Source organism: Rhodococcus sp. P-2, assembly GCF_016598535.1.
In the GTDB taxonomy this organism is placed as follows: domain Bacteria; phylum Actinomycetota; class Actinomycetes; order Mycobacteriales; family Mycobacteriaceae; genus Rhodococcus_F; species Rhodococcus_F baikonurensis.
In genome coordinates, this window is record NZ_CP066779.1 from 4,793,272 (window position 1) to 4,815,832 (window position 22,561).

Consider the following 22,561-nt stretch of genomic DNA (forward strand, 5'->3'; position numbering starts at 1 on the left):
GCTGAACGTGCCGTTCGCTCGAAAAAAGGGGGGGTCCCGCTCGAAAAAAGGGGGCGCCCCGCTCAACCACCCACCGCAGCCGCGAGCTCTCGCACATGGTCAGCGTCGCGGCAGGTCACCAGCAGCATCGTGACTCCAGCTTCCTCCCAACGCTTCACGTCTGCGCGCACCTCGTCGACGTTGCCGATGATCATGGTCTCGGTGACCATCTCGTCGGGGACGACGGCAGCGGCTTCCTCCTTGCGGCCCGACATGAAGAGGCGACCGATCTCGTCGACCTCCTTCTCGTAGCCCATCCGCTTGTAGACCTGCGCGTGAAAGTTCAACTCCGGGGCACCCATTCCGCCGACGTAGAGGGCGGTCATCGGCTTGAGAGTCGCGATGGCGCCTGCTCGGTCGTCGGTCACGATGACCTGGCACGTGGCGGCAACCTCGAAGTCTTCGCGGCTACGACGGGCCCCGGCGCGAGCAAAGCCTTCGTCGAGCCACTTGTTGTACATCGGGGCCAGGCGCGGGGTGTAGTAGATCGCCAGCCACCCGTCGGCGATTTCGCCGGCAAGCGCGACGTTCTTCGGCCCTTCGGCGCCGAGCCAGATCGGGATGTCCGCACGCAGCGGGTGCGTAATGGGCTTGAGCGGCTTGCCAAGTCCCGAACTGCCCGGTCCCGCATACGGCAGAGGGTAGTGGGGACCGGGACTGGTGACGGGCGCTTCACGGGCAAGGACCTGGCGCACGATCGAGACGTATTCACGGGTGCGTGCGAGCGGTTTCTCGAAAGGCTGGCCGTACCACCCTTCGACGACCTGTGGTCCGGATACGCCGAGCCCGAGGATCGTTCGTCCGCCGTTCAGGTGGTCGAGGGTGAGCGCGTGCATGGCACAGCTGGTCGGTGTTCGCGCCGAGATCTGTACGACGGACGTACCGAGCCGAACCTTCTCGGTGCGCGATCCCCACCAGGCGAGCGGAGTGAAAGCGTCCGAGCCCCACGACTCCGCCGCGAAGACCGCGTCGAATCCCGCACCTTCCGCAGCCTCGATCAGTTCCGGGGCGTTTGCCGGCGGCTGTGCGCCCCAGTATCCGAGTTGCAACCCAAGCTTCATCGCACGCCTCCACATTGCCGGTGATCAGAAGTGACTCTTGCCACAATCTCTAGAACCTGTTCTACTCGATCTTGTGACCATCGGAAAGAGCGGGGTGGCCGACAAGCCCCTGAGCGCACCATTGAATCTCCATTTCGACTACACCAGATCGACGGGACCGACCATCGGCGCGTTCGTGACTGCCCTGCGTGATCGCAAGGTGATCGGCGCACGAGGGTCGAACGGTCGTGTCTTCGTGCCGCCACCGGAATTCGATCCGGACACGGCCGAACCACTGACCGACTTCGTCGGAGTCTCCGACGGCGGAACGGTCGTGAGTTGGACGTGGATGCCCGAACCCATCGAGGGTCAACCACTGACGAAGCCTTTCGCGTGGGCCCTGATCAAGCTCGACGGCGCGGACACGTCCATGCTCCACGCGGTCGACGTCGACTCCCCCGACGACATCAGCACCGGGCTGCGGGTTCGTGCTCGCTGGGCGTCGGAGCGGATCGGGCAGATCAAGGACATCGAGTGCTTCGAACCAGGTGAGAGCGAAAACGGCATCGCGACAGTCGATCCCAGCGCCGATCCTGTCACCATGATCACGACGCCTGTCGACCTGCACTTCATGCATTCCGCTTCAGCCGAGGAGAGTTTCTACCTCCGCGGTCTCGCCGAGGGCAAGCTGATCGGTGGTCGTAGCGGACCCGAAGACAAGATCTACATCCCACCGCGCGGCGCCAATCCCACCAACGGGAAGCCGACGAGCGAGCAGATCGAACTGCCGGACAAGGGAATTGTCACCACCTTCTGCATCGTCAACGTCCCGTTCCTCGGGCAGCGGATCAAGCCGCCCTACGTGGCCGCCTACGTGCTTCTCGACGGGGCCGACATTCCGTTCCTGCACTTGATCCTCGAATGTGATGCCGCGGACGTACGGATGGGCATGCGCGTCGAAGCCAAGTGGAAGCCTCGCGAAGAGTGGGGTTACACCCTCGAGAACATCGAATACTTCCGGCCGACAGGTGAACCCGACGCCGAGTACTCCACCTTCCAACACCACCTGTGAGGCTCCTGAAATGACTTCTGCAGACATCGCAGTCGTGGGCTTTGCTCAGGCACCCCACGTCCGCGAAACCAACGGCACCACCAACGGCGTCGAGATGCTCGTCCCGTGCTTCCAGCAGCTTTACAACGATCTGGGAATCACCAAGTCCGACATCGGCTTCTGGTGCTCCGGATCTTCCGACTACCTGGCCGGACGAGCGTTCTCCTTCATCTCGGCCGTCGACTCCATCGGAGCGGTACCGCCCATCAACGAATCTCACGTCGAGATGGACGCTGCGTGGGCCTTCTACGAAGCGTGGATCAAGATCTTGACCGGCGAGGTCGAGACCGCGCTGGTGTACGGATTCGGCAAGTCTTCCGCCGGGCACCTGCGCAAGATCCTGTCGATGCAGCTCGATCCGTACCTCGTCACTCCGCTGTGGCCCGACTCTGTCTCGATCGCCGGGCTTCAAGCCCGACTCGGACTCGACGCGGGTAAGTGGACGCAAGAGGACATGGCGGAGGTGGCAGCTCGTAGCCGTCGTCACGCGCTGAGCAATCCGAAGGCTCAGCTCGCGGGCGAGGTCGACGTCGAGGCACTTCTCGCCAGCCCCTTCCTCGCAGATCCGTTGCGCACACACGATTGTGCACCTATCACCGATGGTGCGGCAGCAATCGTCCTGGCCTCGGGTAACCGCGCCCGCGATCTCTGCGAGCGGCCGGCGTGGATCACCGGACTCGAGCATCGCATCGACTCCCCCAACCTGGGCGCACGTGATCTGACCACGTCGCCGTCCACTACGTCGGCGGCCAAGGCGGCAACGGGCGGCGAGGTCGGCAACATCGACGTCGCCGAACTGCATGCACCGTTCACTCACCAGGAATTGATCTTGAAGGAAGCGATCGGCCTGACCGACGCCACCACGATCAACCCGTCCGGCGGACCGCTGAGCGGCAACCCCCTGTTCGCCGGTGGTCTGGAACGAATCGGCCACGCCGCCAAGGCGATCTTCGACGGCCAGGCGAATCGCGCTCTGGCCCATGCAACAAGCGGCCCTGTGCTGCAGCAGAACCTGGTAGCAGTCTTGGAGGGACGGAACTGATGGCCGGAACGCCTCAACTCGCGGCCGTGCTCGGCACCGGCCAAACTCACTACGTCGCAAAGCGTCACGACGTCTCGATGGCGGGCTTGGTCCGTGAAGCCATCGACGCAGCGATGCTCGATGCCAACGTCGGCTGGGACGACATCGACGCCGTCGTCATCGGAAAGGCCCCCGACCTGTTCGAGGGTTCGATGATGCCCGAACTCGCCATGTCGGATGCCCTGGGCGCCAACGGAAAGCCGTTGCTGCGTGTTCACACAGCCGGCTCTGTGGGCGGTTCGACGGCTATCGTCGCCTCCAGTCTGGTCAAATCCGGGGTCCACAAGCGGGTTCTGACGGTTTCCTGGGAGAAGCAGTCCGAGTCGAACGCCATGTGGGCGCTGTCCACACCGGTTCCGTTCAACATGCCCGTCGGCGCCGGTGCCGGTGGATACTTCGCCCCGCACGTCCGTTCGTACATTCGTCGATCGGGCGCACCGGAGCACATCGGCTACCTCGTCGCGGTGAAGGATCGGCTGAACGGCAGCCTCAATCCGTATGCGCACCTGCGGCAGCCGGACATCACCTTCGAATCGGTGAAGGCATCTCAGATGCTCTGGGATCCGATCCGCTACGACGAGACCTGCCCGTCCTCGGACGGTGCGTGTGCTCTGGTGATCGGCAACGAGGAAGCGGCCGCACAGGTCGAGGCCGAGGGTCGTTCCGTCGCCTGGATTCACGCGACGGCCATGCGCACCGAGCCGACCTTCTACGCCGGACGCGATCAGGTCAATCCGCAGGCCGGCCGCGACGCCGCGGCCGCGCTGTGGAAGTCAGCGGGAATCACCGATCCGCTCAACGAGATCGACTGCGCCGAAATCTATGTCCCGTTCTCGTGGTTCGAGCCGATGTGGCTCGAGAACCTCGGCTTCGCGGAGGAAGGTCAGGGCTGGAAGCTGACCGAGGCCGGAGAAACCGCGATCGGCGGCAAGCTCCCGGTCAACGCCTCGGGAGGTGTTCTCTCGTCCAACCCGATCGGCGCCTCGGGCATGATCCGGTTCGCCGAGTCCGCGATGCAGGTCATGCACCGCGCCGGCGATCACCAGGTGGCCGACGCCCGCAAGGCTCTCGGCCATGCCTACGGCGGTGGCTCGCAGTACTTCTCGATGTGGGTCGTCGGCTCCGAACGCCCCACCACGTAAGCAGCAGCACACACGCCGATCAGGAAGAGGCCGAAGATGAAGTACACCGTCGGGGTTGCCATGAACCCCTTGGACCAGTTAGCCGGTATCGCCAAAACGGCCGAGGAATGCGGCTTTTCGTCGATCGCTCTCCCCGATTCACTGTTCTTCATGGAAACGCAGGCGGCGGATTACCCGTACACCCCAGACGGGTCTCGGATGTGGAATGCCGAGACCCCCTGGGTCGATCCGCTGATCGCCGCGGCCGCAATGGGCGCCGTGACCGAGAAGATCGAGTTCTACACCCAGGTGCTCAAGCTGGGTAGCCGCAATCCGGTCCTGCTCGCGCGGCAGGTCGGATCGGTGGCGGCACTGACGAACAACCGCTTCGGCTTCGGCGTCGGAATCGGTTGGGCTCCGGAAGAGTTCGAGTGGTGCGGCGCTCCGTACAAGCGTCGGGGCGCACGTGTGGACGAGATGATCGACGTTCTCAAGCTGATTCTCGGCGGCGGCATGGTCGAGTATCACGGTGAGTTCTTCGATTTCGATCGCCTGCAGATGAGCCCGGCTCCCACCAAGCCGGTTCCGTTCTACGTCGGCGGCCACACCGAGGTCGCACTCAAGCGTGCTGCACGAGTCGGCGACGGATGGACGTCGGCGATGATCAAGTTCGACGACCTGGTGGGTGTGATCGCACGACTGCGCGAATTGCGCGCCGAGTACGGCCGCGAGAACGAGCCGTACGAAATCCAGACGGTGTGCATCGACCGTTTCGGTAAGGACGGTTACGCAGAACTCGAGGACGCCGGCGTCACGGACATCATCACCGTGCCTTGGGTTTTCGACGGAATCGGATTCGATGCCCCGCTCGAGGCAAAGCAGGATTCGATGCGCAAGTTCGCCGAACAGTACATCAACTGAGGAGCTGCGATGACCGACGAGCACCCCGCCCGCGTCGCGGGTAACGCATCGCGCGCCGCCGCGAGTGGCAAGAACAAGGAAGCCTGGCTGGACCTCTTCGCCGAGGACGGCTGGGTGGAGGATCCGGTCGGGCCGTCGGGTTTCGACCCCGAAGGCAAAGGCCATCACGGGCGTGAAGCGATCTCCAAGTTCTACGACATGACGATCGCCAACGCGGACAAGCTCGAGTTCCTGATCGACGATTCCCTGGTGTGCGGCAACGAGAACGTCAACATCGGCAAAATCCGTACGACCATCGGCGGCTCGATCATCGACGCCGAAGGCGTGTTCGTCTACCGGGTGAACGACGACGGCAAGATCGCGTCGCTTCGAGCATTCTGGGAAGTGGACCGTGCGATGAAGACGGCGCGCAAAGCCTGAGAACCCCCCCAGTACGAGAGCGGCCCCGGTCATCGACCGGGGCCGCTCTCGTCGTAGTCGAATCAGCCTGTCGTACTTGCACCGAGAACCTCGAAATGGTTTCCTGGTTGCCAACGTCGCGTGTCGATGACGGACTGCGTCAGGCATGGAGGCGTCGTACTGCAAGGGGTCACTCATGACCATTTCGTTCAATCACACCATCATCGCCGCAAAAGACCGACAAGAGTCTGCGTGGTTCTTCACTCACATGTTCGGTCTGCCAGGCCCGGTCGAAGCCGGCTACTTTCTCGGCGTTGAACTCGAGCACGGCGTGACACTGGACTTCGCACAGGTGGAAGAGGGCGCCGAGGTGGCGTCTCAGCACTACGCTTTCCTCGTCTCCGAAGATGACTTCGACGGCATCTACCAGCGAATACAGGCGTTGAAACTGGATCACTGGGCCGATCCGCGCCAGTCGAGTACCGGCTTCAACACCAACGACGGTGGGCGTGGTGTCTACTTCCTCGACCCGTCGGGACATTTCCTGGAAGCGATCACCAAACCGTACGGCGGCTGAATGAGAGAGTGAACTACAACCGGCGGCGCCTACGGGAGATGAGGGATCCCGCAGACGCCGCCGCAGTTCCAGGTTGCCAACGAGTGGCTCCCCGGAACGTCTACTGTAGTTCTGCGTGTTCGAGAGTGCAGAGGCAACTCCCGAAAAGCTACACAGAACCTACTCGCCGGTTACCAGGTCAGTATATGTCCGGATCAGTGTTTGACCGGGCAGCCCGATGTCTTGTAATCAACCTGAAACTCTTTGATGCCGTTGAGCCAGCCCGAGCGCAGGCGGCGGGGATCGCCGAGCCTGGTGATGTCGGGTAGGTGATCGGCGATCGCGTTGAAGATCAGATCGATTTCCAGACGGGCCAAGTTGGCGCCGATGCAGTAGTGCGCACCGGTGCCGCCGAATCCGAGGTGCGGATTGGGGTCACGCATGATGTCGAACTTCGTGGGGTTCTCGAAGACGTCTTCGTCGAAGTTGGCCGACGCGTACATCATCACGACGCGATCGCCCTTCTTGATCTTCTGTCCGCCGAGTTCGGTGTCTTCGAGCGCGGTGCGCTGGAAGGACGTTACCGGGGTGGCCCAACGAACGATCTCGTCGGCCGCTGTCTTGGGACGTTCCTTCTTGTACAGCTCCCACTGGTCGGGATTGTCGAGGAAGGCAACCATGCCGTGTGTGATGGCATTGCGAGTGGTCTCGTTACCCGCGACCGCAAGCAGGATCACGAAGAAGCCGAATTCCTCTGGGGAGAGCTCATTTCCGTCGATGTCCGCTTCGATGAGCTTGGTGACGATGTCATCGGCGGGACACTTCTTGCGCTGATCCGCCATCTGGTACGCGTATCCCAGAATCTCCATCGACGCCGCCTGCGGGTCGATGTCGAACTCGGGGTCGTCGTACGACGTCATCTGGTTGGACCAGTCGAAGAGCTTCATTCGATCTTCCTGCGGCACACCGAGAAGTTCGGCGATGGCCTGCAGCGGAAGCTCGGACGCGACCTGCACCACGAAGTCTCCGGCACCGCCGGCAGCCGCGGTCGTGACGATCTTTTCGGCACGCTCGGTCAGTTCCTCGCGCAGGCTGTTGATGGCGCGCGGGGTGAATCCGCGGGAGACCAGCTTGCGCAGCTTGGTGTGCTCCGGAGCGTCCTTGTTGATGAGAATGAACCGCTGCATCTCGACGTTCTCACGCGGGATGTCGTCGGCGAAGCGAGGAATCGCAGTGTTCTCGTGGGTCGAGAAGATGTCGCTTCGCTGCGAAACCTCCTTGACCTCTTCATGACGGGTGACCACCCAGAAGCCCTCGTCCTGGAATCCACCGATTTCCGGGGGCTGCGGATTCCACCACACGGGGGCCGTCTTCCGGAGTTCGGCGAACTCCTCGAACGGCATGCGTTCCGCGTAGATGTCGGGGTCCGTGAAGTCGATTCCCTCGGGGAATGCGGGCTGTGCCACTGATGTCTCCTGCCCTAAGCCTTTTCATCACAGGGGTGATGGGGATCCGTGATGTGTAACACGTTCTACTCTCATTGAAACACAAGCCTGCTTACTAGGAAAGGAAACGTCGACAGGTCTTGCTTCCCGCAGAGAACCTGTTCTACTTTTTCATTACAAGGAAAGGAGCCCGCTGTGGGCACACCAGTAATCGTCGAGGCTGTCCGTACACCGATCGGCAAGCGCGGAGGTTGGCTCGCCGGTCTGCATGCCGCCGAGATCCTCGGAGCGGCCCAGAAGGGCGTTCTCGACCGGTCGGGTATCGACCCGCTGCTCATCGAGCAGGTGATCGGCGGCTGCGTCACCCAGGCCGGCGCTCAGTCCAACAACATCACGCGCACGGCATGGTTGCATGCAGGTCTGCCGTGGCAGACCGGCGCAACGACCGTGGACTGCCAGTGCGGTTCCGCTCAGCAGGCGAACCATCTGATCGCCGGACTGATCGCCACGGGCGCCATCGATGCCGGCATCGCCTGCGGCATCGAAGCCATGAGCCAGGTTCCCCTCGGCGCAAACGTCGGCGATCAGGCCGGACCGCGTCGACCCGCGACGTGGGACATCGACATGCCCAACCAGTTCGAAGCTGCAGAACGTATCGCACGCCGACGCGGTCTTACTCGCGACGACGTCGAAGCTCTCGGCGTCCGCTCGCAGGCGCTGGCCAAGCAGGCTTGGGAGGAAGGGCGTTTCGACCGCGAGGTTCTCGAACTCTCGGCACCCCAGGTCGACAAGGAAGGAAACCTCACGGGCGAGACCAAGCTCGTCAATCGCGATCAGGGCCTGCGCGATACGACAGCGGAGTCCCTTGCCCGCCTGAAGCCCGTCCTCGAAGGCGGGATTCACACGGCCGGAACGTCTTCCCAGATCTCCGACGGTGCTGCGGCAGTCCTGCTCATGGACGAGGACAAGGCTCGCGCGCTCGGATTGAAGCCGCGTGCCCGCATCATCGCCCAGGCGCTGGTCGGCTCGGAGCCGGAATTCCACCTCGACGGACCGGTGCAGGCAACCAGCCGCGTTCTGGAGAAGAGCGGAATGAAGATCGGCGACCTCGATCTGTTCGAGATCAACGAAGCATTCGCATCCGTCGCACTGTCCTGGGCTCAGGTTCACGAACCCGACTTCGACAACGTCAACGTCAACGGCGGCGCGCTCGCTCTCGGCCATCCGGTCGGCAGCACGGGATCTCGACTGATCACCACCGCACTGCACGAACTGGAGCGTCGCAACGGCTCGACGGCTCTGATCACGATGTGCGCCGGCGGCGCGCTGGCCACCGGAACCATCATCGAGCGTATCTGAGATGACCACTCCCCCAGCCAAACCCAAGGGACTCGACGCTCCGGCGACGGTCAAGATCATCAAGTGGATGTCGAAGGCAAACGTCGCCATGTATCGCGCCACCGACGGGAGGCTGGGTAGCAAGTGGCGGGTCGGCAGCGCGTTCCCACGCGGGCTGCCGATCTGCCTGCTCACCACCACCGGTCGCAAATCCGGCGAGGAGCGGATCAGTCCGCTGCTGTTCCTCGAGGACGGCGAAGACGTGATTCTGGTGGCGTCGCAAGGTGGTCTTCCGAAGAACCCGATGTGGTACCTCAACATCAAGGCGGATCCGGTGGTGACGGTGCAGATCAAGTCTCGGATCCGCTCGATGAAAGCCCGCGTCGCCACCGAGGACGAGCGCGCTCGGCTGTGGCCGAAGTTGACGGCGATGTATCCGGATTTCGACAACTATCAAGCCTGGACCGACCGGATCATTCCCGTCATCGTGTGCGAGCCTCTGAAGAACTAAACGAACTGTTTACAACACAACGTTTACACTGGCCCGGGTTCGTGCCACCATGGGTTCATGACCGATGACCAGTTCAGACCGATCGATTCCGGCCGCGAACGCGCACATCGCGAGTACGCCGGGCTCTTTCGGATCAGCGAGCGCCACGGCGCGACCCAAAGCCAGCGCGCACGGCAATCCCATCCGGAGATGCTCGAGCCCTACGGCGCGGTGCGCGTCGTGGCTCGTCTTGCCGGCGGAACCGACACACCGCAGCCGAACGAACCCGAGGTCGACGACGCCGACGTCATGGCTGCGTTGACTCTGATCCCCAAGGCCCGAGCCGAAATGGAACAGCTGGAAGCGCTGTTCCTCGGAATTGCTCGCGAACGTGGCATGACCTGGCAGGATATTGCCTTCGGACTCGGACTCGGCAGCACTCAAGCCGCCCGCCAGCGCTACGAACGGCTCGTTCGCCGCACCGGAGGCTGAACGCGTGCCATAACGGGCGAGTTGGAGCACTATTGACTCGTACGGTCCGCACGGCGTTTCGACAGAGCCTCGAACACAGCAAGGAGTCGCATATATGACGACGCATATTCAAGATCAGATCCTGGACCGACGCGAGATCACTTCCGCACTCGTGCGTGCGCTGGAGCGTCGCCACGAGGTGCTGGATGCAGTGGTCGACAGCAAGGACCACCAGGAGGCACTGACCACCGTCGCGGAACTCCTCGGCACGTCGGAAGCAAATGCCGAAGCAGTTCTGAGCCTCAAGTTCAGCGCACTGACCAAGGCTGCACGCGATCGCATCCAGGGCGAGCTGGAGAATCTCGACGCAACACTCGAATGGACGACGCTCGATCGCCCCGCGAGCAGCGGGCAGAACTTCAGCTTGCGTCCGTTCAGCGACAGCGCAGAAGACAAGTCGCTGTTCACGATTCGTTCGGGCGAGCAGCTCGGCGAAGACGGCAATCCGTGGAGCGAGGATCGAATCGAAGCCGAGCGCGTCGGCGGTCTCGGCCGTATCGACGACGAGAGCGCTGCCTGGTTCGTCGCCGAGGACGTCTCCGGCGACAGCCCGAAGAGCGTCGGTCTGGTGTTCGGCGAACTCGACGGCCAAGAGGTCAACGTCGCGATCTGGATTGCACCCGAGTCCCGCAAGAAGGGCTACGGCACCGCCTGCGTGAAGCATTCGCGGCGCGAGCTCGCAGCAGAGTTCCCCGGCACCGTGCTGGTTGTTCGGGCGCCTGCGTAGGCGGCACGCCGCCTGTGAGTGGTTAAGGAGTCCCTGCACTCCTTAACCACTCACGGGGCCGGAGGCCCTACGCCCCGTACACCGGCGTCGGAATCTCAGCCTTCTCCAACAGCGCTGCCACGACGGGCCCGATTTCCTTCGGGTCCCAACGGTCACCCTTGTCCTCGCTCGGGCCGTGACGCCAGCCCTCCGCGACGGTGATCTTTCCGCCCTCGACCTCGAATACCCGGCCCGTGACGTCCTTGGCCTCGGCGCTGCCGAGCCAGACGACCAGCGGCGAGATGTTCTCGGGAGCCATGGCATCGAAGCCCTCTTCCGGAGCTGCCATCGCTTCTGCCATCGCCCCACCTGCACCGACTGTCATGCGCGTGCGCGCAGCAGGTGCGATCGCATTGACACTGACGCCGTAATTCTTGAGCTCGGCCGCGGCCTGGATGGTCATCTCGGCGATACCGGCCTTCGCCGCAGCGTAGTTGCCCTGGCCGATCGAACCCTGCAGTCCTGCACCCGAACTGGTGTTGATGATGCGTGCGTCGACGGTCTTGCCTGCCTTGGCTTCACCGCGCCAGTAGGCAGCAGCGTGACGCAGGGGCGCGAAATGCCCCTTGAGGTGCACACGGATTACCGCGTCCCACTCGCCTTCGCTCATGCCGACGAGCATGCGGTCACGCAGAAAGCCCGCGTTGTTCACGAGTACGTCCAGGCCACCGAAAGTATCGATCGCGGTCTTGATCAGATTTTCGGCGCCCGCCCAGTCGGCGACGTCGTCTCCGTTGACCACTGCTTGGCCACCCGCAGCGATGATCTCCGCGACAACCTGCTCGGCCGGACTTTCGCCGGTCTCGGAACCGTCGGCACCCGCACCGATGTCATTGACGACGACCTTGGCCCCCTCAGCCGCGAACGCCAACGCATGCGCGCGTCCGATACCTCGACCTGCCCCGGTGATGATGACTACGCGTCCGTCGACCAATCCACTCATTTTTGTCTCCTAATGCACTCTGCTCGGGCTTGTCGGCTCCGCTTGTGTGCTAACTTACCAAGCAATCGCTTGGTTTGGTACACAGACGTAAGGAATCCCGATATGGGCATCAGCACCTCCTCCGACGGAACCGGCATCACCACGGTCACCATCGACTACGCGCCGGTCAACGCAATCCCGTCCAAGGGATGGTTCGAGCTTGCCGACGCCATCCTCGACGCGGGCAAGGATCTGAACACGCACGTGGTGATCCTGCGAGCCGAGGGACGCGGATTCAACGCCGGCGTCGACATCAAGGAGATGCAGGCCACCGAGGGATTCGACGCACTGGTCGCCGCCAACCGCGGTTGTGCCGCAGCCTTCGCCGCCGTCTACGACTGCGCTGTGCCCGTCGTCGTGGCAGTCAACGGATTCTGCGTCGGTGGCGGCATCGGACTGGTCGGGAACGCGGACGTGATCGTCGCTTCCGACGACGCGATCTTCTCCCTCCCCGAGGTCGACCGCGGTGCACTCGGCGCTGCCACACACCTCTCGCGCCTGGTGCCGCAACACATGATGCGCACGCTCTACTACACGGCGCAGAGCGTCGACGCCCACACACTCAAGCAGTTCGGCAGCGTCTACGACGTGGTTCCGCGTGAGAAGCTCGACGAGTGCGCTCGCGAAATCGCCGCGAAGATCGCCGCCAAGGACACCCGCATCATCCGGTGCGCCAAGGAAGCCATCAACGGCATCGACCCGGTCGACGTCAAGGGCAGCTACCGCCTCGAGCAGGGCTACACCTTCGAACTCAACCTCCTCGGTGTGTCCGACGAGCACCGCGACGAGTTCGTCGCCACCGGCAAGCCGCGCGAGAACGCAACCCAGAAGGAAGGCTGAGAAAAACATGGCTAGCAAGCGTGACAAGACGAAGTCGCTCGACGAGGTAGTCGGCGAACTCCGCAGCGGAATGACGATCGGCTTGGGCGGCTGGGGATCTCGCCGTAAGCCGATGGCCTTCGTGCGTGCAATTCTGCGTTCGGACATCAAGGACCTGACCGTGGTCACTTACGGCGGACCGGATCTCGGACTGCTGTGCTCGGCCGGCAAGGTCAAGAAGGCGTACTACGGCTTCGTGTCCCTGGACTCCGCGCCGTTCTACGATCCGTGGTTTGCCAAGGCGCGCACCGCCGGTGAGATCGAAGTGCGCGAGATGGACGAAGGAATGGTCAAGTGCGGCCTCGAAGCCGCTGCCGCCCGTCTCCCCTTCCTCCCGATCCGCGCCGGCCTGGGTTCGGACGTCCGCAACTTCTGGGGCGACGAACTCAAGACCGTCACCTCCCCGTATCCCGAGGCCGACGGCCGTTCCGAGACCTTGATCGCGATGCCTGCGCTCAACCTCGATGCGTCGTTCGTCCATCTCAATCTCGGTGACAAGCACGGCAATGCCGCGTACAACGGCGTCGACCCGTACTTCGACGACCTGTACTGCATGGCCGCCGAGAAGCGTTACGTCTCTGTCGAACGCATCGTCGAGACCGAAGAACTGGTCAAATCCGTTCCACTGCAGAACCTTCTGCTCAACCGCATGATGGTCGACGCCGTCGTCGAGGCACCCAATGGTGCACACTTCACGTTGGCCGGCGAAAGCTACGGCCGCGACGAGAAGTTCCAGCGTCACTACGCCGAGTCCGCCAAGACCCCCGAGTCGTGGCAGGCGTTCGTCGACACGTTCCTCTCCGGCAGCGAAGAGGACTACCAAGCCGCAGTAAAGAAGTTTGCCGATTCATCAAAGGCAGGGGAGCAGGCAAAATGAGCGAATCCACCGTCACCCGCGCAGAGTACGTCGTTCTCGCATGCGCTGAAATCTTTTCCGGTGCAGGCGAAATCATGGCCAGCCCCATGTCGACGTCGTCCACCATCGGCGCTCGCCTGGCTCGGCTCACCACCGAACCCGACCTGCTGATCACCGATGGTGAAGCCCTCATCCTCGAGGACACTCCGGCAGTCGGAACGAAGGGCCCCGTCGAAGGATGGATGCCCTTCCGCAAGGTGTTCGACGTCGTCGCTTCCGGCCGTCGCCACGTTGTCATGGGTGCCAATCAGCTCGATCGCCACGGCAACCAGAACCTCTCCGCTTTCGGCCCGCTTCAGCAGCCGACGCGTCAGATGTTCGGTGTGCGCGGCGCCCCGGGTAACACCATCAACCACGCGACGAGCTACTTCGTCCCCAAGCACTCCAAGCGAGTGTTCGTCGACAAGGTCGACGTGGTGTGCGGTGTCGGCTACGACCAGATCGACCCCGAGAACCCGGCATACAAGTACCTGAACATCCCCCGCGTCGTCACCAATCTTGGTGTCTTCGACTTCGGAGGTCCCGGAAACACGTTCCGCGCGTTGAGCCTTCACCCCGGAGTCACGGCGGAAGAGGTAGCCGAGAACACCTCGTTCGAGGTTGCCGGACTCGCCGAGGCCGGTATCACCCGCGACCCCACCGCCGAAGAACTCCACCTCATCCGTGAGACCCTCGATCCGCGCAACCTCCGGGACCGTGAGGTCTCGGCATGACCCCCACCCTGAAGACCGCGCTGACCGAACTGGTCGGTGTCGAGTACCCGATCGTGCAGACGGGTATGGGCTGGGTTTCCGGGCCCGCACTGACGTCAGCGACGGCTAACGCCGGTGGTCTCGGCATCCTGGCTTCGGCCACGATGACGTACGACGAGCTCGAGCACGCGATCAAGAAGACGAAGCAGCTCACGGACAAGCCGTTCGGCGTCAACATGCGTGCCGACGCCACCGACGCCCCGCAACGCGCGGACCTGCTGATCCGTGAGGGCGTCAAGGTCGCGTCGTTTGCCTTGGCTCCTAAGAAGGAACTGATCGCCAAACTCAAGGACCACGGCATCGTCGTCGTACCTTCGATCGGTGCCGCGAAGCATGCGGTCAAGGTTGCGTCGTGGGGCGCGGACGCCGTCATCGTCCAGGGCGGCGAAGGTGGTGGTCACACCGGCGGTGTGGCAACGACATTGCTTCTCCCCTCGGTTCTCGACGCGGTCGATATTCCGGTCATCGCCGGTGGCGGATTCTTCGACGGCCGCGGGCTGGCTGCCGCGTTGGCGTACGGCGCAGCCGGTGTCGCGATGGGGACGCGTTTCTTGCTCACCAGCGACTCTTCGGTACCCGATTCCGTCAAGCAGGAGTATCTCAAGCGCGGACTGACGGATACAACAGTCTCTCGCAAGGTCGACGGCATGCCTCACCGCGTGCTCAATACCGACTTGGTCAACAGCCTCGAAGGTTCCAGTTATGCAACCGGTTTGATCGCCGCAGCCAAGAACGCCACCAAGTTCAAGGCCATGACAGGCATGAAGTGGTCGACGCTCGCCAAGGACGGTCTGGCGATGAAGCGCTCGGGTGACCGCACTCTGATGCAGATCATCATGGCCGCCAACACCCCGATGTTGCTCAAGGCCGGACTGGTCGAGGGCAACACCGAAGCCGGTGTTCTCGCGTCGGGTCAGGTTGTCGGCATGATCAACGATCTGCCCAGCTGTAAGGAACTGATCGAAAGCATCATGGAAGGTGCTGTGGGGCGTATCGACGCGCTTGCGGCTCTTCGCTGACCCAGATTTGTCCGAGTGCGTCTCCCCCACTGCGCTTTACGCGTAGTCGAAGGAGGCGCACTCTGTGCGTTGCGGGGCACTACCCGGTCTGCCGGTGACGACGGTCCGGCACCTCGAAATACTGGGAGATTGCCACGGCGGCCATCTGCACGGGTGCAACGTGCCGATCGTCGATCTTGCCTCGAACCAGCGGGCCACTGATCGACAGACCGACTTCGGTCCCTCCCAGTGCACCGACCCGCACTCCGATACAGCCGAGTCCCGAAGTACACGTGCCGAATACGACGCCGCGCTGACGGTGGGCAATTCCAGAAGGCTGCGCGAGCGGCGAACGGCGACCCGCCGCCAAGAGCGCTTTGCCTATGGCCGAGGACCGTGCAGGAATTCGAGTGCCGACGCCTGTCTGGAGTTCGGGTATCGCCCGGCTGCCGATCTTCTGGACGTAGCGCACGTTGCTTCCCTCGAGGACTCCGAGATGGACAGCCTGATCCGTGACGAGGTGCAGGTTGTACAACAACGGCACCACCACTCTCTCGAACTTGTTTCGATACAACGAAATTGCCCCGAGGTCACCGAGCTTGTCTCCAACTTCGTACTCGAGCCCTTCTCGTCGAAGCCAGTCCATTCTCACAAGCTTCAGAAGCATCCTGTGCACGGACGACCGCGGAATTCCGGTTCGACGAGCCACCTCCCCCAGCGTCAGTCGAGGTGTGTCACGAAAGCAATCCATCACCATCGCCAGTCTGTCGAGAGTTGACATGGGTATGGGCTCTTCGGTGATCGGTCCGACCAACATGGATGTCTCCGTTCCGGTGATCCGTCCGTCGAGCGGGCACCGCTGGGCGATGTGTTCGCTGCCGACTGCCAATCTCGGCTCAGTCGGCGCGCTCCGCCAGGGCATTTCCCACCGTGCGGGAGACGAACCCGCCTGGTCACTGCCACCTGCACCTATACCGATCACCGGTTGCACCCGTTGAACCTGAGCTCACTCCTCGCCACAGTGGCACGGACAGACCCCTGAACAGAGGACGGCGTTATGACCACAATGGACCTGGGCGAAGTCGACGAATTCCGCGTCATCGACGAAGGCGTTACCCCTGAGCGGTTTGCCCGCGGCTGGCACTGCCTCGGGCTCGCGAACGATTTTCACGACGGAAATCCACATCCGATCGAGGCCTTCGGCACCAAACTTGTCGTATTCGCCGACAGCCAGGGCGAGGTGAAGGTCCTCGACGCGTACTGCCGACACATGGGTGGAGACCTCAGTCAGGGCACGATCAAGGGAGATTCGATCGCGTGCCCATTTCACGACTGGCGCTGGGGAGGCAACGGAAAGTGCACGGCGATTCCCTATGCCCGCCGGGTTCCTCCGCTTGCCAAAACCCGCGCCTGGACCACGCTCGAACAGGATGACCTGCTCTTCGTCTGGCACGACCCCGAAGGCAATCCGCCTCCTGCCGAGGTCGCCATTCCGATCATCAAGTCTGCGGAGCACGAGTGGACCGATTGGGTGTGGAAGTCGATCGTCATCGATACCAACTGCCGAGAAATCGTCGACAACGTCGTCGACATGGCGCATTTCTTCTACGTGCACTTCTCGTTCCCCACCTATTTCAAGAACGTCTTCGAAGGTCACGTCGCGATCCAGGAGCAAAGTGGCATCAACCGCGACGACATCGTGACCTGGACCGACCCCGACGTGCCGAAGTTGGTCTCGAACCTCTCGGTGGCCGCCTATCACGGGCCGTCCTTCATGGTCGACGATCTGGTGTACCAGTACGAAACGTTCAAGGTGGATTCGGTTTTGATCAACTGCCACTACCCGATCAGCCCGAACAAGTTCGTCCTGATGTACGGCATCACCGTCAAGAAGACCGACGAACTTCCCGCCGGAATAGCGGACCAAACCGTTGATGCGATGATCGGTTACATCGGCGTCGGGTTCGAGCAGGACATCGAGATCTGGAAGAACAAGACTCGCATCGACAACCCGCTGCTCTGCACCGAGGACGGTCCGGTCTATCAACTGCGACGCTGGTACGAACAGTTCTACGTCGACGTCGCCGACGTCACGCCCGAGATGGTCGATCGCTTCGAATTCGAAATGGACACAAGCAAACCCATCGAGGTGTGGAAGCAGGAGGTCGCGGACAACATCGCTCGCAAAGCCGCTGCAGGGGTGGACCGATGACCATGGAACCGCTGGACTGTGAGCGGTGCGGAGCATACGTCCTCGTCGAGAAGAACAGTTGGCACCACACGTCGACTCAGTGGCGATCAGATTCTCGCACCACATGTTTGGAGTACCGCGAACACGTCGCACCGACGAGCATTCGATCCGGAAGCTGCTCCGAGTTGAGAAAATCCATCAACAGAGCCGCAGTCGACGGGCGCATAACCGTACCCGAATGACACTCGCCCTCGCGGCCACGACGGCTCACGCAAGGGCGGCGGACAGATCCCTAGACAGCGTGCCCTTGTTCTCCACCTCGATGGTCTCGCAGCCCTGCCAATGCGCAGTTCTGCGTAGGAGTTCCGCCAACCGGGGAGCAGTGTCGGCGTCCGCGGTGGGTTCGGCCCACGCCGCGCGCACCAGCAGCCGACGGTTCTGACGGTCGTTCTTCAGATCGACTCGGGCACAGATCTTGTCGTCGATCAGGACCGGGAGCACGTAGTACCCGTGAACTCGCTTGTGGGCTGGAGTGTAGATCTCGATCCGGTAGTGAAAGTCGAAGAGCCGCAACGCTCGATCGCGTGCCCACACTACCGGATCGAAGGGGGACAACAACGCTTCCGCACGGATGGACCTGGGACGCTTCGCTTGTGGATCGATCCACACTTCTCTTGCTTTACCTCGACGCTCCCAGCCGTCGACGGATACCCGGCGCACACTGCCGGCCTCTTCGAGTTCCTGCAACGCGGTTCGTGCTTCTGCGCTGGGCAGACGAAAGTAGTCGGCGATGTCGTCGAGTGTGCCCAGACCATGTGCCCTCACTCCCCGCAGCACCAGCTCGCGTATCGCCTCCGACCGCTCGACCCGTGCGTCGAGTATCTCGGGTTCAAGCATCTGCTCGGCCAGGCCGTAACGACGCTCGAAACCGGCGCGCCCCGCCGAGACCACCTCGCCCCAACGGAACAGCGTCTCGAGCCCGACCTTCACATCGGACCACCCCCACCACGGACCGCGTCGTGTGTTCGCTTCGTGTTCGATCTCGCTCGCCGCCATCGGACCGTTGTCGCGCAACTCCTGCCGCAACCAATCGAGGAAGACACTCCGATCGGAAGCCCACCCGTCCTTGTCACCGAGTGCTTTGGCGCGAAACTGATCCATCCGCCAGCGGAACAACGGCCACATGTCCACCGGCAAGAACGTTGCCTCGTGGCCCCAGTATTCGAGGTAACCCGAGCCGGGGGCGAAGGCGAGCTGATCGAGTCTGGATTTGTCGTACGCCCCCAACCGAGCGTAAACCGGCAGGTAGTGACTGCGCTCGAAGACATTGACCGAGTCGATCTGCAGCACCTGCAACCGGTCCATCACGCCGACCAGATTGCGACGCGTGACCGTCGTGGGATGCGATTTGCCGAATCCCTGAGCGGCAAGCGCTATGCGACGGGCAGCTGCCAGTGACACGACTTCGCTCATAGTGGGCCAGACTACGCACACCCACCGACACGTTTCAGGAGGCCGATGTTCCGCGGCGCGTGGACACGGTCGAGGCGGCCTGACGGCCGAACAGTACTGCCGACATGAACATCTGCAACCTGGCCGCGTTCTCCGCGGCAGCGTCGAATTTCATCATGCGGCCGACGTCCGGAACCAGGTTGAGCGCAGCATGAACCACGAACTTCGCCTCTACCGCCGACAGTTCAGGCCGGATTTCGCGGAGTACCCGCGCCCATTCGACCACGTAAAGCTTCTGGCGGTTCTTCAGATCGCTTCGATGACTCGGCAGAAGATTGTTCATCTCGGAGAAGTAGACCGACATCAATTCGTGCTGTGCGAACGACAATTCCACGTACATCGCCGACAACGACCGGAGCGCTTCTTCGTGCGAGTCAGCGGAATCGAACACCGCTGCAGTAGCCAAGTCCAAACGATCAGCGGCTCGATAGAATACGGCACCGAGAAGCTCGGCCTTGCTGGGAAAGTAGCGGTACATACCGGAGGCGTTCAAGCCGGCGGCCGCAGCGATCTCTTCGATGCTGACGTCGTGATACCCGCGAGAGTCGAAGAGTCGCACGGCTTCCTGCAGCAGACGTTCCCGTTTGTTCGTTGTCACCGTTCTGGGCAACGAGGACTGCTCCAGACGGCTCGCGGTGGTTGCGCCCTCGCCGTGATCTATCGCCAGACACGCCTCGAGCAGAACCTGCTCCATCACCCGCTGGGGCAGCAACAGATTATGGACGGTGATGCTGCCGATCACGCTGAACATCGCTGCCACGACGAGGGTCTCTTCACGCGCCGTCATTGCCGGATCGGAGCGCGAAAGATGCCGGGCTACCCGGCGATTGACCGCGCTGGCTTGCGCTCGAACGGATTTCCGATCGTCGGCTTCGAGAAACCGGCTCTCCCACCGATAGATTCCGGCCGTACGCCGATTGCGAATTGTCGTTCTTATCACTGCAATCAGATCTTCGCGCAACCGCTGCGCGTCGGTCGCTGCAGGCGCAACCGAGACGACGTCCAGGGCACTGGCGAGCGCTTCGGTCAACTCCAACGCCGCGTGGCGGAACATCGCGTACTTGTTCGGAAAGTGCCGATAGAGCGCCGAACCCGAAATACCCACAGCCGACGCGATGTCATCGACACTGACAGCTGGATATCCGCGCTCACTGAACGCGATTGCCGCCGCTGCCGAGATCTGCGCCTTGCGATCCTTCGGGCGCCTCTTGACGGAATCGGACCTCGCCTGCCGAACAATCCCGCTCGACGACTGCGCGTCGACGAACTGCTCGCTCGGGCTCACCGTGTACCCCACTCTCCAGCCTTCACGCTCGAAGTACCTCGATCCGCCTGTCCACCAGACGAGAATCAGCATAAGCATGATTCCGCGGATGCACACACATTTTTCAGCACATTGCGTTTCTGCCGCCAGATAACAGCTGGTGAAACGCCGTTCGATCACGACATACAACTTCGCCCTGACGCCAGCCGACGAGCCCCTCACCGAGAATTTCGGTTAACAAAACGTTGCCCGAAGCCGCCGACAATGGGTAGGGTCACCGCTCGAAGCTCAGTCCCCACGGCCGCGAAGCAATCCGACTGACAGATTCGGAATATTCGTAAACATACACGGGGCGGCGGCATGAACGGCCCCGATACTTCCACGTCAAAAGCGGAAATTCGATCAACACTGCAGACAAGTCGACGAGAATTTCGGTTCACATAATGCTTGCTTGGACACATATATGTGTGAGATGCTTCACAGGCAGTTCGCTCGACCGCCAGCGCTCGAACAGTTCGAACTCCGTGCCGAACACTGTTGATCTGCAAAGGAATTCAATTAGATGACGTACGAGCTACCAGCCGCGAAGGGCCCGGTGCGAGACGTAGCGTTACAGGGGGGCTATCTGATCGGATTCTCAGTTCAGGCACTCTTCGGCCTGTTCACGGCAATCCTCCGCAGACGACTCTCGTTGCACGAGACGGTTACTCAGACCCTGTTCATCGGCCGCGTCAGCACCGGCCCATCGTTGCTTCTCATGATTCCGATCGGTGTCTTCATCGCCGTGTCGGTCGGCGAACTGGCAGGCAGGATCGGCGCTGGTGGCTATTCCGGGGCAGTCGTGGCTTTCATCATCGTCGGTCAAGCCGCGGCATTGGTGTGCGCATTGATGATGGCCGGTGTCGCCGGGTCGGCGATCTGCACGGATCTGGGTTCACGAAAGATCCGTGAAGAGATCGACGCGATGGAAGTGATGGGCATCGACGTGATCGAGCGCCTGGTCGCACCGAGATTGGTTGCAGCAGTGATCGTCTCCCTTGCACTGTGTTCGATGGTGACCTTCGGCGGTGTGATCGCGTGCTACCTGTACCACATCTACGTCCAGCATCTTCCCGCCGGAACCTTCATGGCAACGTTCAGTCAGTACGGTCGATCTTCCGACTTCGTCATGGCTTTGGTGAAGGCGGCAATCTTCGGCCTCGCTTCGACTTTGGTTGCCACCTTCAAAGGTCTGCATGCAAAGGGCGGCCCTCGCGGCGTTGCCGACGCAGTCAACGAAGCGGTCGTCATTGCGTTCGCGCTCGTCTTCATCGTCAACACGGTGTTGTCCGCGTTGTACACCGTGATCGTGCCGGCAGTCGGTGAATTCTGATGTCACTCGTCGATCTCCGGATCCGAGCGCGTCAGGCCGGCAGGCCGTTACGGACCGCAGGCGACGGCTTGGTATCGCTCGGTCAGCACGTCACCTTTTACATCCGCACCATCGCCTCGATACCTTTCGCTCTCACCAAGTACCGCAAACACGTGCTCGGACAGATCAGCGAAGTCAGCTTCGGAACGAACTCGCTGTTGTCCGGCGGCGGAACCATCGGCATCGTGTTCGCGATGTCTCTCGCCGCCGCGATGATGCTGGGAGTGGAGACACATCGCGGTCTCGAACTTGTCGGCATGACTTCGCTCTCGGGCATGCTGTCCGCGGTTGCCAACACACGCGAACTTGCACCTGTTGTCGTCGCTATCGCGTTGGCAGCCAAAGTCGGAACGGGTTTCACTGCCCAGATCGGGGCCATGCGTATCTCCGACGAGATCGACGCCCTGGACTCGATGGCGATCCGATCGATCCCGTTCCTCGCCGGTACGCGGGTGATCGCTGCCATGATCTGCGTCATCCCGATCTACATGATCGGACTCTTGGCCAGCTACCTCTCGACCCGACTGGTCGTCGTGTTCTTCAACGGCGCGTCGGCAGGTACTTACGACTACTTCTTCCATCTGGCGATCTCGCCGCAGGACCTCCTGTATTCGGGACTCAAGGCGGTGGTCTTCGCCGCCGTCGTCGCGCTCGTGCATTGCGCGTACGGCTACTACGCCTCGGGCGGACCGGCGGGTGTCGGTCAAGCTGCCGGCCGCGCGCTTCGGACCGCCATCCTTGCGATCGGAATCCTCGACGTGCTGATGACTTTCGGCCTGTGGGGCCTCGTCCCCCAGATCCCGGGAATGGGGATCTGA

General features: G+C 62.3%; 24 protein-coding genes and 1 pseudogene. 18 read left to right on the plus strand and 7 right to left on the minus strand.

The features are described 5' to 3' along the window. Positions 1–62: 62 nt before the first annotated feature. Positions 63–1,100, minus strand: coding sequence for an LLM class F420-dependent oxidoreductase (locus I7X09_RS22460; protein WP_200313754.1), 1,038 nt, complete (start codon positions 1,098–1,100; stop codon positions 63–65). 73 nt (positions 1,101–1,173) lie between these two features. Here I7X09_RS22460 and I7X09_RS22465 point away from each other — a divergent pair, with 73 nt between their 5' ends. From I7X09_RS22465 to I7X09_RS22490, 6 genes are all read left to right on the plus strand, one after another. After that, on the plus strand, positions 1,174–2,151 hold the full coding sequence (locus tag I7X09_RS22465) for a Zn-ribbon domain-containing OB-fold protein (protein WP_172436585.1): 978 nt from the start codon (positions 1,174–1,176) through the stop codon (positions 2,149–2,151). A gap of 10 nt (positions 2,152–2,161) precedes the next feature. Next, positions 2,162–3,232: a thiolase domain-containing protein gene (locus tag I7X09_RS22470; protein ID WP_200313756.1), complete on the plus strand. Its 1,071-nt coding sequence runs from the start codon at positions 2,162–2,164 to the stop codon at positions 3,230–3,232. Next, positions 3,232–4,413, plus strand: coding sequence for a thiolase domain-containing protein (locus I7X09_RS22475; protein WP_095970999.1), 1,182 nt, complete (start codon positions 3,232–3,234; stop codon positions 4,411–4,413). Before I7X09_RS22470 ends, I7X09_RS22475 begins: the two co-directional genes overlap by 1 nt. A 36-nt stretch (positions 4,414–4,449) precedes the next feature. After that, entirely contained in the window at positions 4,450–5,313 is an 864-nt protein-coding gene (locus tag I7X09_RS22480; RefSeq protein WP_095970998.1) for a TIGR03619 family F420-dependent LLM class oxidoreductase, read from the plus strand. A gap of 9 nt (positions 5,314–5,322) precedes the next feature. Continuing rightward, positions 5,323–5,733 (plus strand): nuclear transport factor 2 family protein, encoded by a 411-nt coding sequence (locus I7X09_RS22485; protein ID WP_007734269.1) that lies wholly within the window; start codon positions 5,323–5,325, stop codon positions 5,731–5,733. Between the two features lie 175 nt (positions 5,734–5,908). Then, positions 5,909–6,289: a VOC family protein gene (locus I7X09_RS22490; RefSeq protein WP_020906296.1), complete on the plus strand. Its 381-nt coding sequence runs from the start codon at positions 5,909–5,911 to the stop codon at positions 6,287–6,289. Between the two features lie 194 nt (positions 6,290–6,483). Here I7X09_RS22490 and I7X09_RS22495 read toward each other — a convergent pair whose 3' ends face one another. After that, the gene (locus I7X09_RS22495) at positions 6,484–7,734 is read right to left on the minus strand and encodes a cytochrome P450 (protein WP_007734267.1); all 1,251 of its coding nucleotides are present in this window, start codon (positions 7,732–7,734) and stop codon (positions 6,484–6,486) included. Between the two features lie 174 nt (positions 7,735–7,908). Here I7X09_RS22495 and I7X09_RS22500 point away from each other — a divergent pair, with 174 nt between their 5' ends. The 4 genes from I7X09_RS22500 (at position 7,909) to I7X09_RS22515 (ending at position 10,799) form a co-directional block, all read left to right on the plus strand. Next, positions 7,909–9,072: a steroid 3-ketoacyl-CoA thiolase gene (locus tag I7X09_RS22500; protein WP_095970996.1), complete on the plus strand. Its 1,164-nt coding sequence runs from the start codon at positions 7,909–7,911 to the stop codon at positions 9,070–9,072. A gap of 1 nt (position 9,073) precedes the next feature. Further along, the gene (locus tag I7X09_RS22505; protein WP_095970995.1) at positions 9,074–9,562 is read left to right on the plus strand and encodes a nitroreductase family deazaflavin-dependent oxidoreductase; all 489 of its coding nucleotides are present in this window, start codon (positions 9,074–9,076) and stop codon (positions 9,560–9,562) included. Positions 9,563–9,619: 57 nt separating this feature from the next. Further along, positions 9,620–10,033, plus strand: coding sequence for a hypothetical protein (locus I7X09_RS22510; RefSeq protein WP_021342917.1), 414 nt, complete (start codon positions 9,620–9,622; stop codon positions 10,031–10,033). 94 nt (positions 10,034–10,127) lie between these two features. Next, positions 10,128–10,799 carry a GNAT family N-acetyltransferase gene (locus tag I7X09_RS22515; RefSeq protein ID WP_095970994.1) on the plus strand — a complete coding sequence of 224 codons (672 nt, stop codon included), beginning with the start codon at positions 10,128–10,130 and terminating at the stop codon, positions 10,797–10,799. Positions 10,800–10,866: 67 nt separating this feature from the next. On the opposite strand, the gene I7X09_RS22520 is transcribed toward I7X09_RS22515, so the two are convergent. Beyond that, a complete protein-coding gene (locus tag I7X09_RS22520; protein WP_095970993.1) occupies positions 10,867–11,781 on the minus strand; it encodes an SDR family oxidoreductase in 915 nt (304 codons plus the stop codon). A 102-nt stretch (positions 11,782–11,883) separates the two neighbouring features. Here I7X09_RS22520 and echA20 point away from each other — a divergent pair, with 102 nt between their 5' ends. Genes echA20 through I7X09_RS22540 form a run of 4 tightly spaced genes read left to right on the plus strand, consistent with a single transcriptional unit; the run spans position 11,884 to position 15,386 of the window. Beyond that, positions 11,884–12,660, plus strand: a complete 777-nt coding sequence (echA20, locus tag I7X09_RS22525; protein WP_003945611.1) for a (7aS)-7a-methyl-1,5-dioxo-2,3,5,6,7,7a-hexahydro-1H-indene-carboxyl-CoA hydrolase — start codon at positions 11,884–11,886, stop codon at positions 12,658–12,660. 7 nt (positions 12,661–12,667) lie between these two features. Continuing rightward, on the plus strand, positions 12,668–13,576 hold the full coding sequence (ipdA, locus tag I7X09_RS22530; protein WP_003945662.1) for a cholesterol ring-cleaving hydrolase subunit IpdA: 909 nt from the start codon (positions 12,668–12,670) through the stop codon (positions 13,574–13,576). After that, complete coding sequence (locus tag I7X09_RS22535) at positions 13,573–14,328, plus strand: CoA-transferase subunit beta (protein WP_003945796.1); 756 nt, start codon at positions 13,573–13,575, stop codon at positions 14,326–14,328. The genes ipdA and I7X09_RS22535 overlap by 4 nt, the downstream gene beginning before the upstream one ends. Then, positions 14,325–15,386, plus strand: coding sequence for an NAD(P)H-dependent flavin oxidoreductase (locus I7X09_RS22540; protein WP_075832222.1), 1,062 nt, complete (start codon positions 14,325–14,327; stop codon positions 15,384–15,386). Before I7X09_RS22535 ends, I7X09_RS22540 begins: the two co-directional genes overlap by 4 nt. Before the next feature lie 79 nt (positions 15,387–15,465). On the opposite strand, the gene I7X09_RS22545 is transcribed toward I7X09_RS22540, so the two are convergent. Together I7X09_RS22545 and I7X09_RS29505 are read right to left on the minus strand one after the other, a co-directional pair. Then, complete coding sequence (locus I7X09_RS22545) at positions 15,466–16,011, minus strand: IclR family transcriptional regulator domain-containing protein (protein WP_234036993.1); 546 nt, start codon at positions 16,009–16,011, stop codon at positions 15,466–15,468. A gap of 39 nt (positions 16,012–16,050) precedes the next feature. Next, positions 16,051–16,122: pseudogene (locus I7X09_RS29505) on the minus strand (helix-turn-helix domain-containing protein); the annotation flags it as partial. Between I7X09_RS29505 and I7X09_RS22550 the strand changes: the two are divergent. After that, positions 16,097–16,363, plus strand: coding sequence for a hypothetical protein (locus tag I7X09_RS22550; protein ID WP_172436575.1), 267 nt, complete (start codon positions 16,097–16,099; stop codon positions 16,361–16,363). The pseudogene I7X09_RS29505 and the gene I7X09_RS22550 overlap by 26 nt on opposite strands. Before the next feature lie 59 nt (positions 16,364–16,422). Beyond that, positions 16,423–17,577 (plus strand): Rieske 2Fe-2S domain-containing protein, encoded by a 1,155-nt coding sequence (locus I7X09_RS22555; RefSeq protein WP_166810686.1) that lies wholly within the window; start codon positions 16,423–16,425, stop codon positions 17,575–17,577. A gap of 246 nt (positions 17,578–17,823) precedes the next feature. Here I7X09_RS22555 and I7X09_RS22560 read toward each other — a convergent pair whose 3' ends face one another. Continuing rightward, positions 17,824–19,029 (minus strand): winged helix-turn-helix domain-containing protein, encoded by a 1,206-nt coding sequence (locus I7X09_RS22560; protein ID WP_095970988.1) that lies wholly within the window; start codon positions 19,027–19,029, stop codon positions 17,824–17,826. 34 nt (positions 19,030–19,063) lie between these two features. After that, on the minus strand, positions 19,064–20,353 hold the full coding sequence (locus I7X09_RS22565; protein WP_234036970.1) for a TetR/AcrR family transcriptional regulator: 1,290 nt from the start codon (positions 20,351–20,353) through the stop codon (positions 19,064–19,066). A 541-nt stretch (positions 20,354–20,894) separates the two neighbouring features. Between I7X09_RS22565 and I7X09_RS22570 the strand changes: the two genes are divergently transcribed. Further along, positions 20,895–21,704 (plus strand): MlaE family ABC transporter permease, encoded by an 810-nt coding sequence (locus tag I7X09_RS22570; protein ID WP_095970986.1) that lies wholly within the window; start codon positions 20,895–20,897, stop codon positions 21,702–21,704. Continuing rightward, entirely contained in the window at positions 21,704–22,561 is an 858-nt protein-coding gene (locus I7X09_RS22575; RefSeq protein ID WP_095970985.1) for an ABC transporter permease, read from the plus strand. The genes I7X09_RS22570 and I7X09_RS22575 overlap by 1 nt, the downstream gene beginning before the upstream one ends.

What these genes read in the sequence shown, in the direction of transcription:
- I7X09_RS22460 (WP_200313754.1), bottom strand. Translation starts at nt 1,100, where the DNA reads ATGAAGCTTGGGTTGCAACTCGGATACTGGGGCGCACAGCCGCCGGCA.
- I7X09_RS22470 (WP_200313756.1), top strand. Translation starts at nt 2,162, where the DNA reads ATGACTTCTGCAGACATCGCAGTCGTGGGCTTTGCTCAGGCACCCCAC.
- I7X09_RS22475 (WP_095970999.1), top strand. Translation starts at nt 3,232, where the DNA reads ATGGCCGGAACGCCTCAACTCGCGGCCGTGCTCGGCACCGGCCAAACT.
- I7X09_RS22480 (WP_095970998.1), top strand. Translation starts at nt 4,450, where the DNA reads ATGAAGTACACCGTCGGGGTTGCCATGAACCCCTTGGACCAGTTAGCC.
- I7X09_RS22485 (WP_007734269.1), top strand. Translation starts at nt 5,323, where the DNA reads ATGACCGACGAGCACCCCGCCCGCGTCGCGGGTAACGCATCGCGCGCC.
- I7X09_RS22490 (WP_020906296.1), top strand. Translation starts at nt 5,909, where the DNA reads ATGACCATTTCGTTCAATCACACCATCATCGCCGCAAAAGACCGACAA.
- I7X09_RS22505 (WP_095970995.1), top strand. Translation starts at nt 9,074, where the DNA reads ATGACCACTCCCCCAGCCAAACCCAAGGGACTCGACGCTCCGGCGACG.
- I7X09_RS22510 (WP_021342917.1), top strand. Translation starts at nt 9,620, where the DNA reads ATGACCGATGACCAGTTCAGACCGATCGATTCCGGCCGCGAACGCGCA.
- I7X09_RS22515 (WP_095970994.1), top strand. Translation starts at nt 10,128, where the DNA reads ATGACGACGCATATTCAAGATCAGATCCTGGACCGACGCGAGATCACT.
- I7X09_RS22520 (WP_095970993.1), bottom strand. Translation starts at nt 11,781, where the DNA reads ATGAGTGGATTGGTCGACGGACGCGTAGTCATCATCACCGGGGCAGGT.
- echA20 (WP_003945611.1), top strand. Translation starts at nt 11,884, where the DNA reads ATGGGCATCAGCACCTCCTCCGACGGAACCGGCATCACCACGGTCACC.
- ipdA (WP_003945662.1), top strand. Translation starts at nt 12,668, where the DNA reads ATGGCTAGCAAGCGTGACAAGACGAAGTCGCTCGACGAGGTAGTCGGC.
- I7X09_RS22535 (WP_003945796.1), top strand. Translation starts at nt 13,573, where the DNA reads ATGAGCGAATCCACCGTCACCCGCGCAGAGTACGTCGTTCTCGCATGC.
- I7X09_RS22540 (WP_075832222.1), top strand. Translation starts at nt 14,325, where the DNA reads ATGACCCCCACCCTGAAGACCGCGCTGACCGAACTGGTCGGTGTCGAG.
- I7X09_RS22545 (WP_234036993.1), bottom strand. Translation starts at nt 16,011, where the DNA reads ATGGACTGGCTTCGACGAGAAGGGCTCGAGTACGAAGTTGGAGACAAG.
- I7X09_RS22555 (WP_166810686.1), top strand. Translation starts at nt 16,423, where the DNA reads ATGACCACAATGGACCTGGGCGAAGTCGACGAATTCCGCGTCATCGAC.
- I7X09_RS22560 (WP_095970988.1), bottom strand. Translation starts at nt 19,029, where the DNA reads ATGAGCGAAGTCGTGTCACTGGCAGCTGCCCGTCGCATAGCGCTTGCC.
- I7X09_RS22570 (WP_095970986.1), top strand. Translation starts at nt 20,895, where the DNA reads ATGACGTACGAGCTACCAGCCGCGAAGGGCCCGGTGCGAGACGTAGCG.
- I7X09_RS22575 (WP_095970985.1), top strand. Translation starts at nt 21,704, where the DNA reads ATGTCACTCGTCGATCTCCGGATCCGAGCGCGTCAGGCCGGCAGGCCG.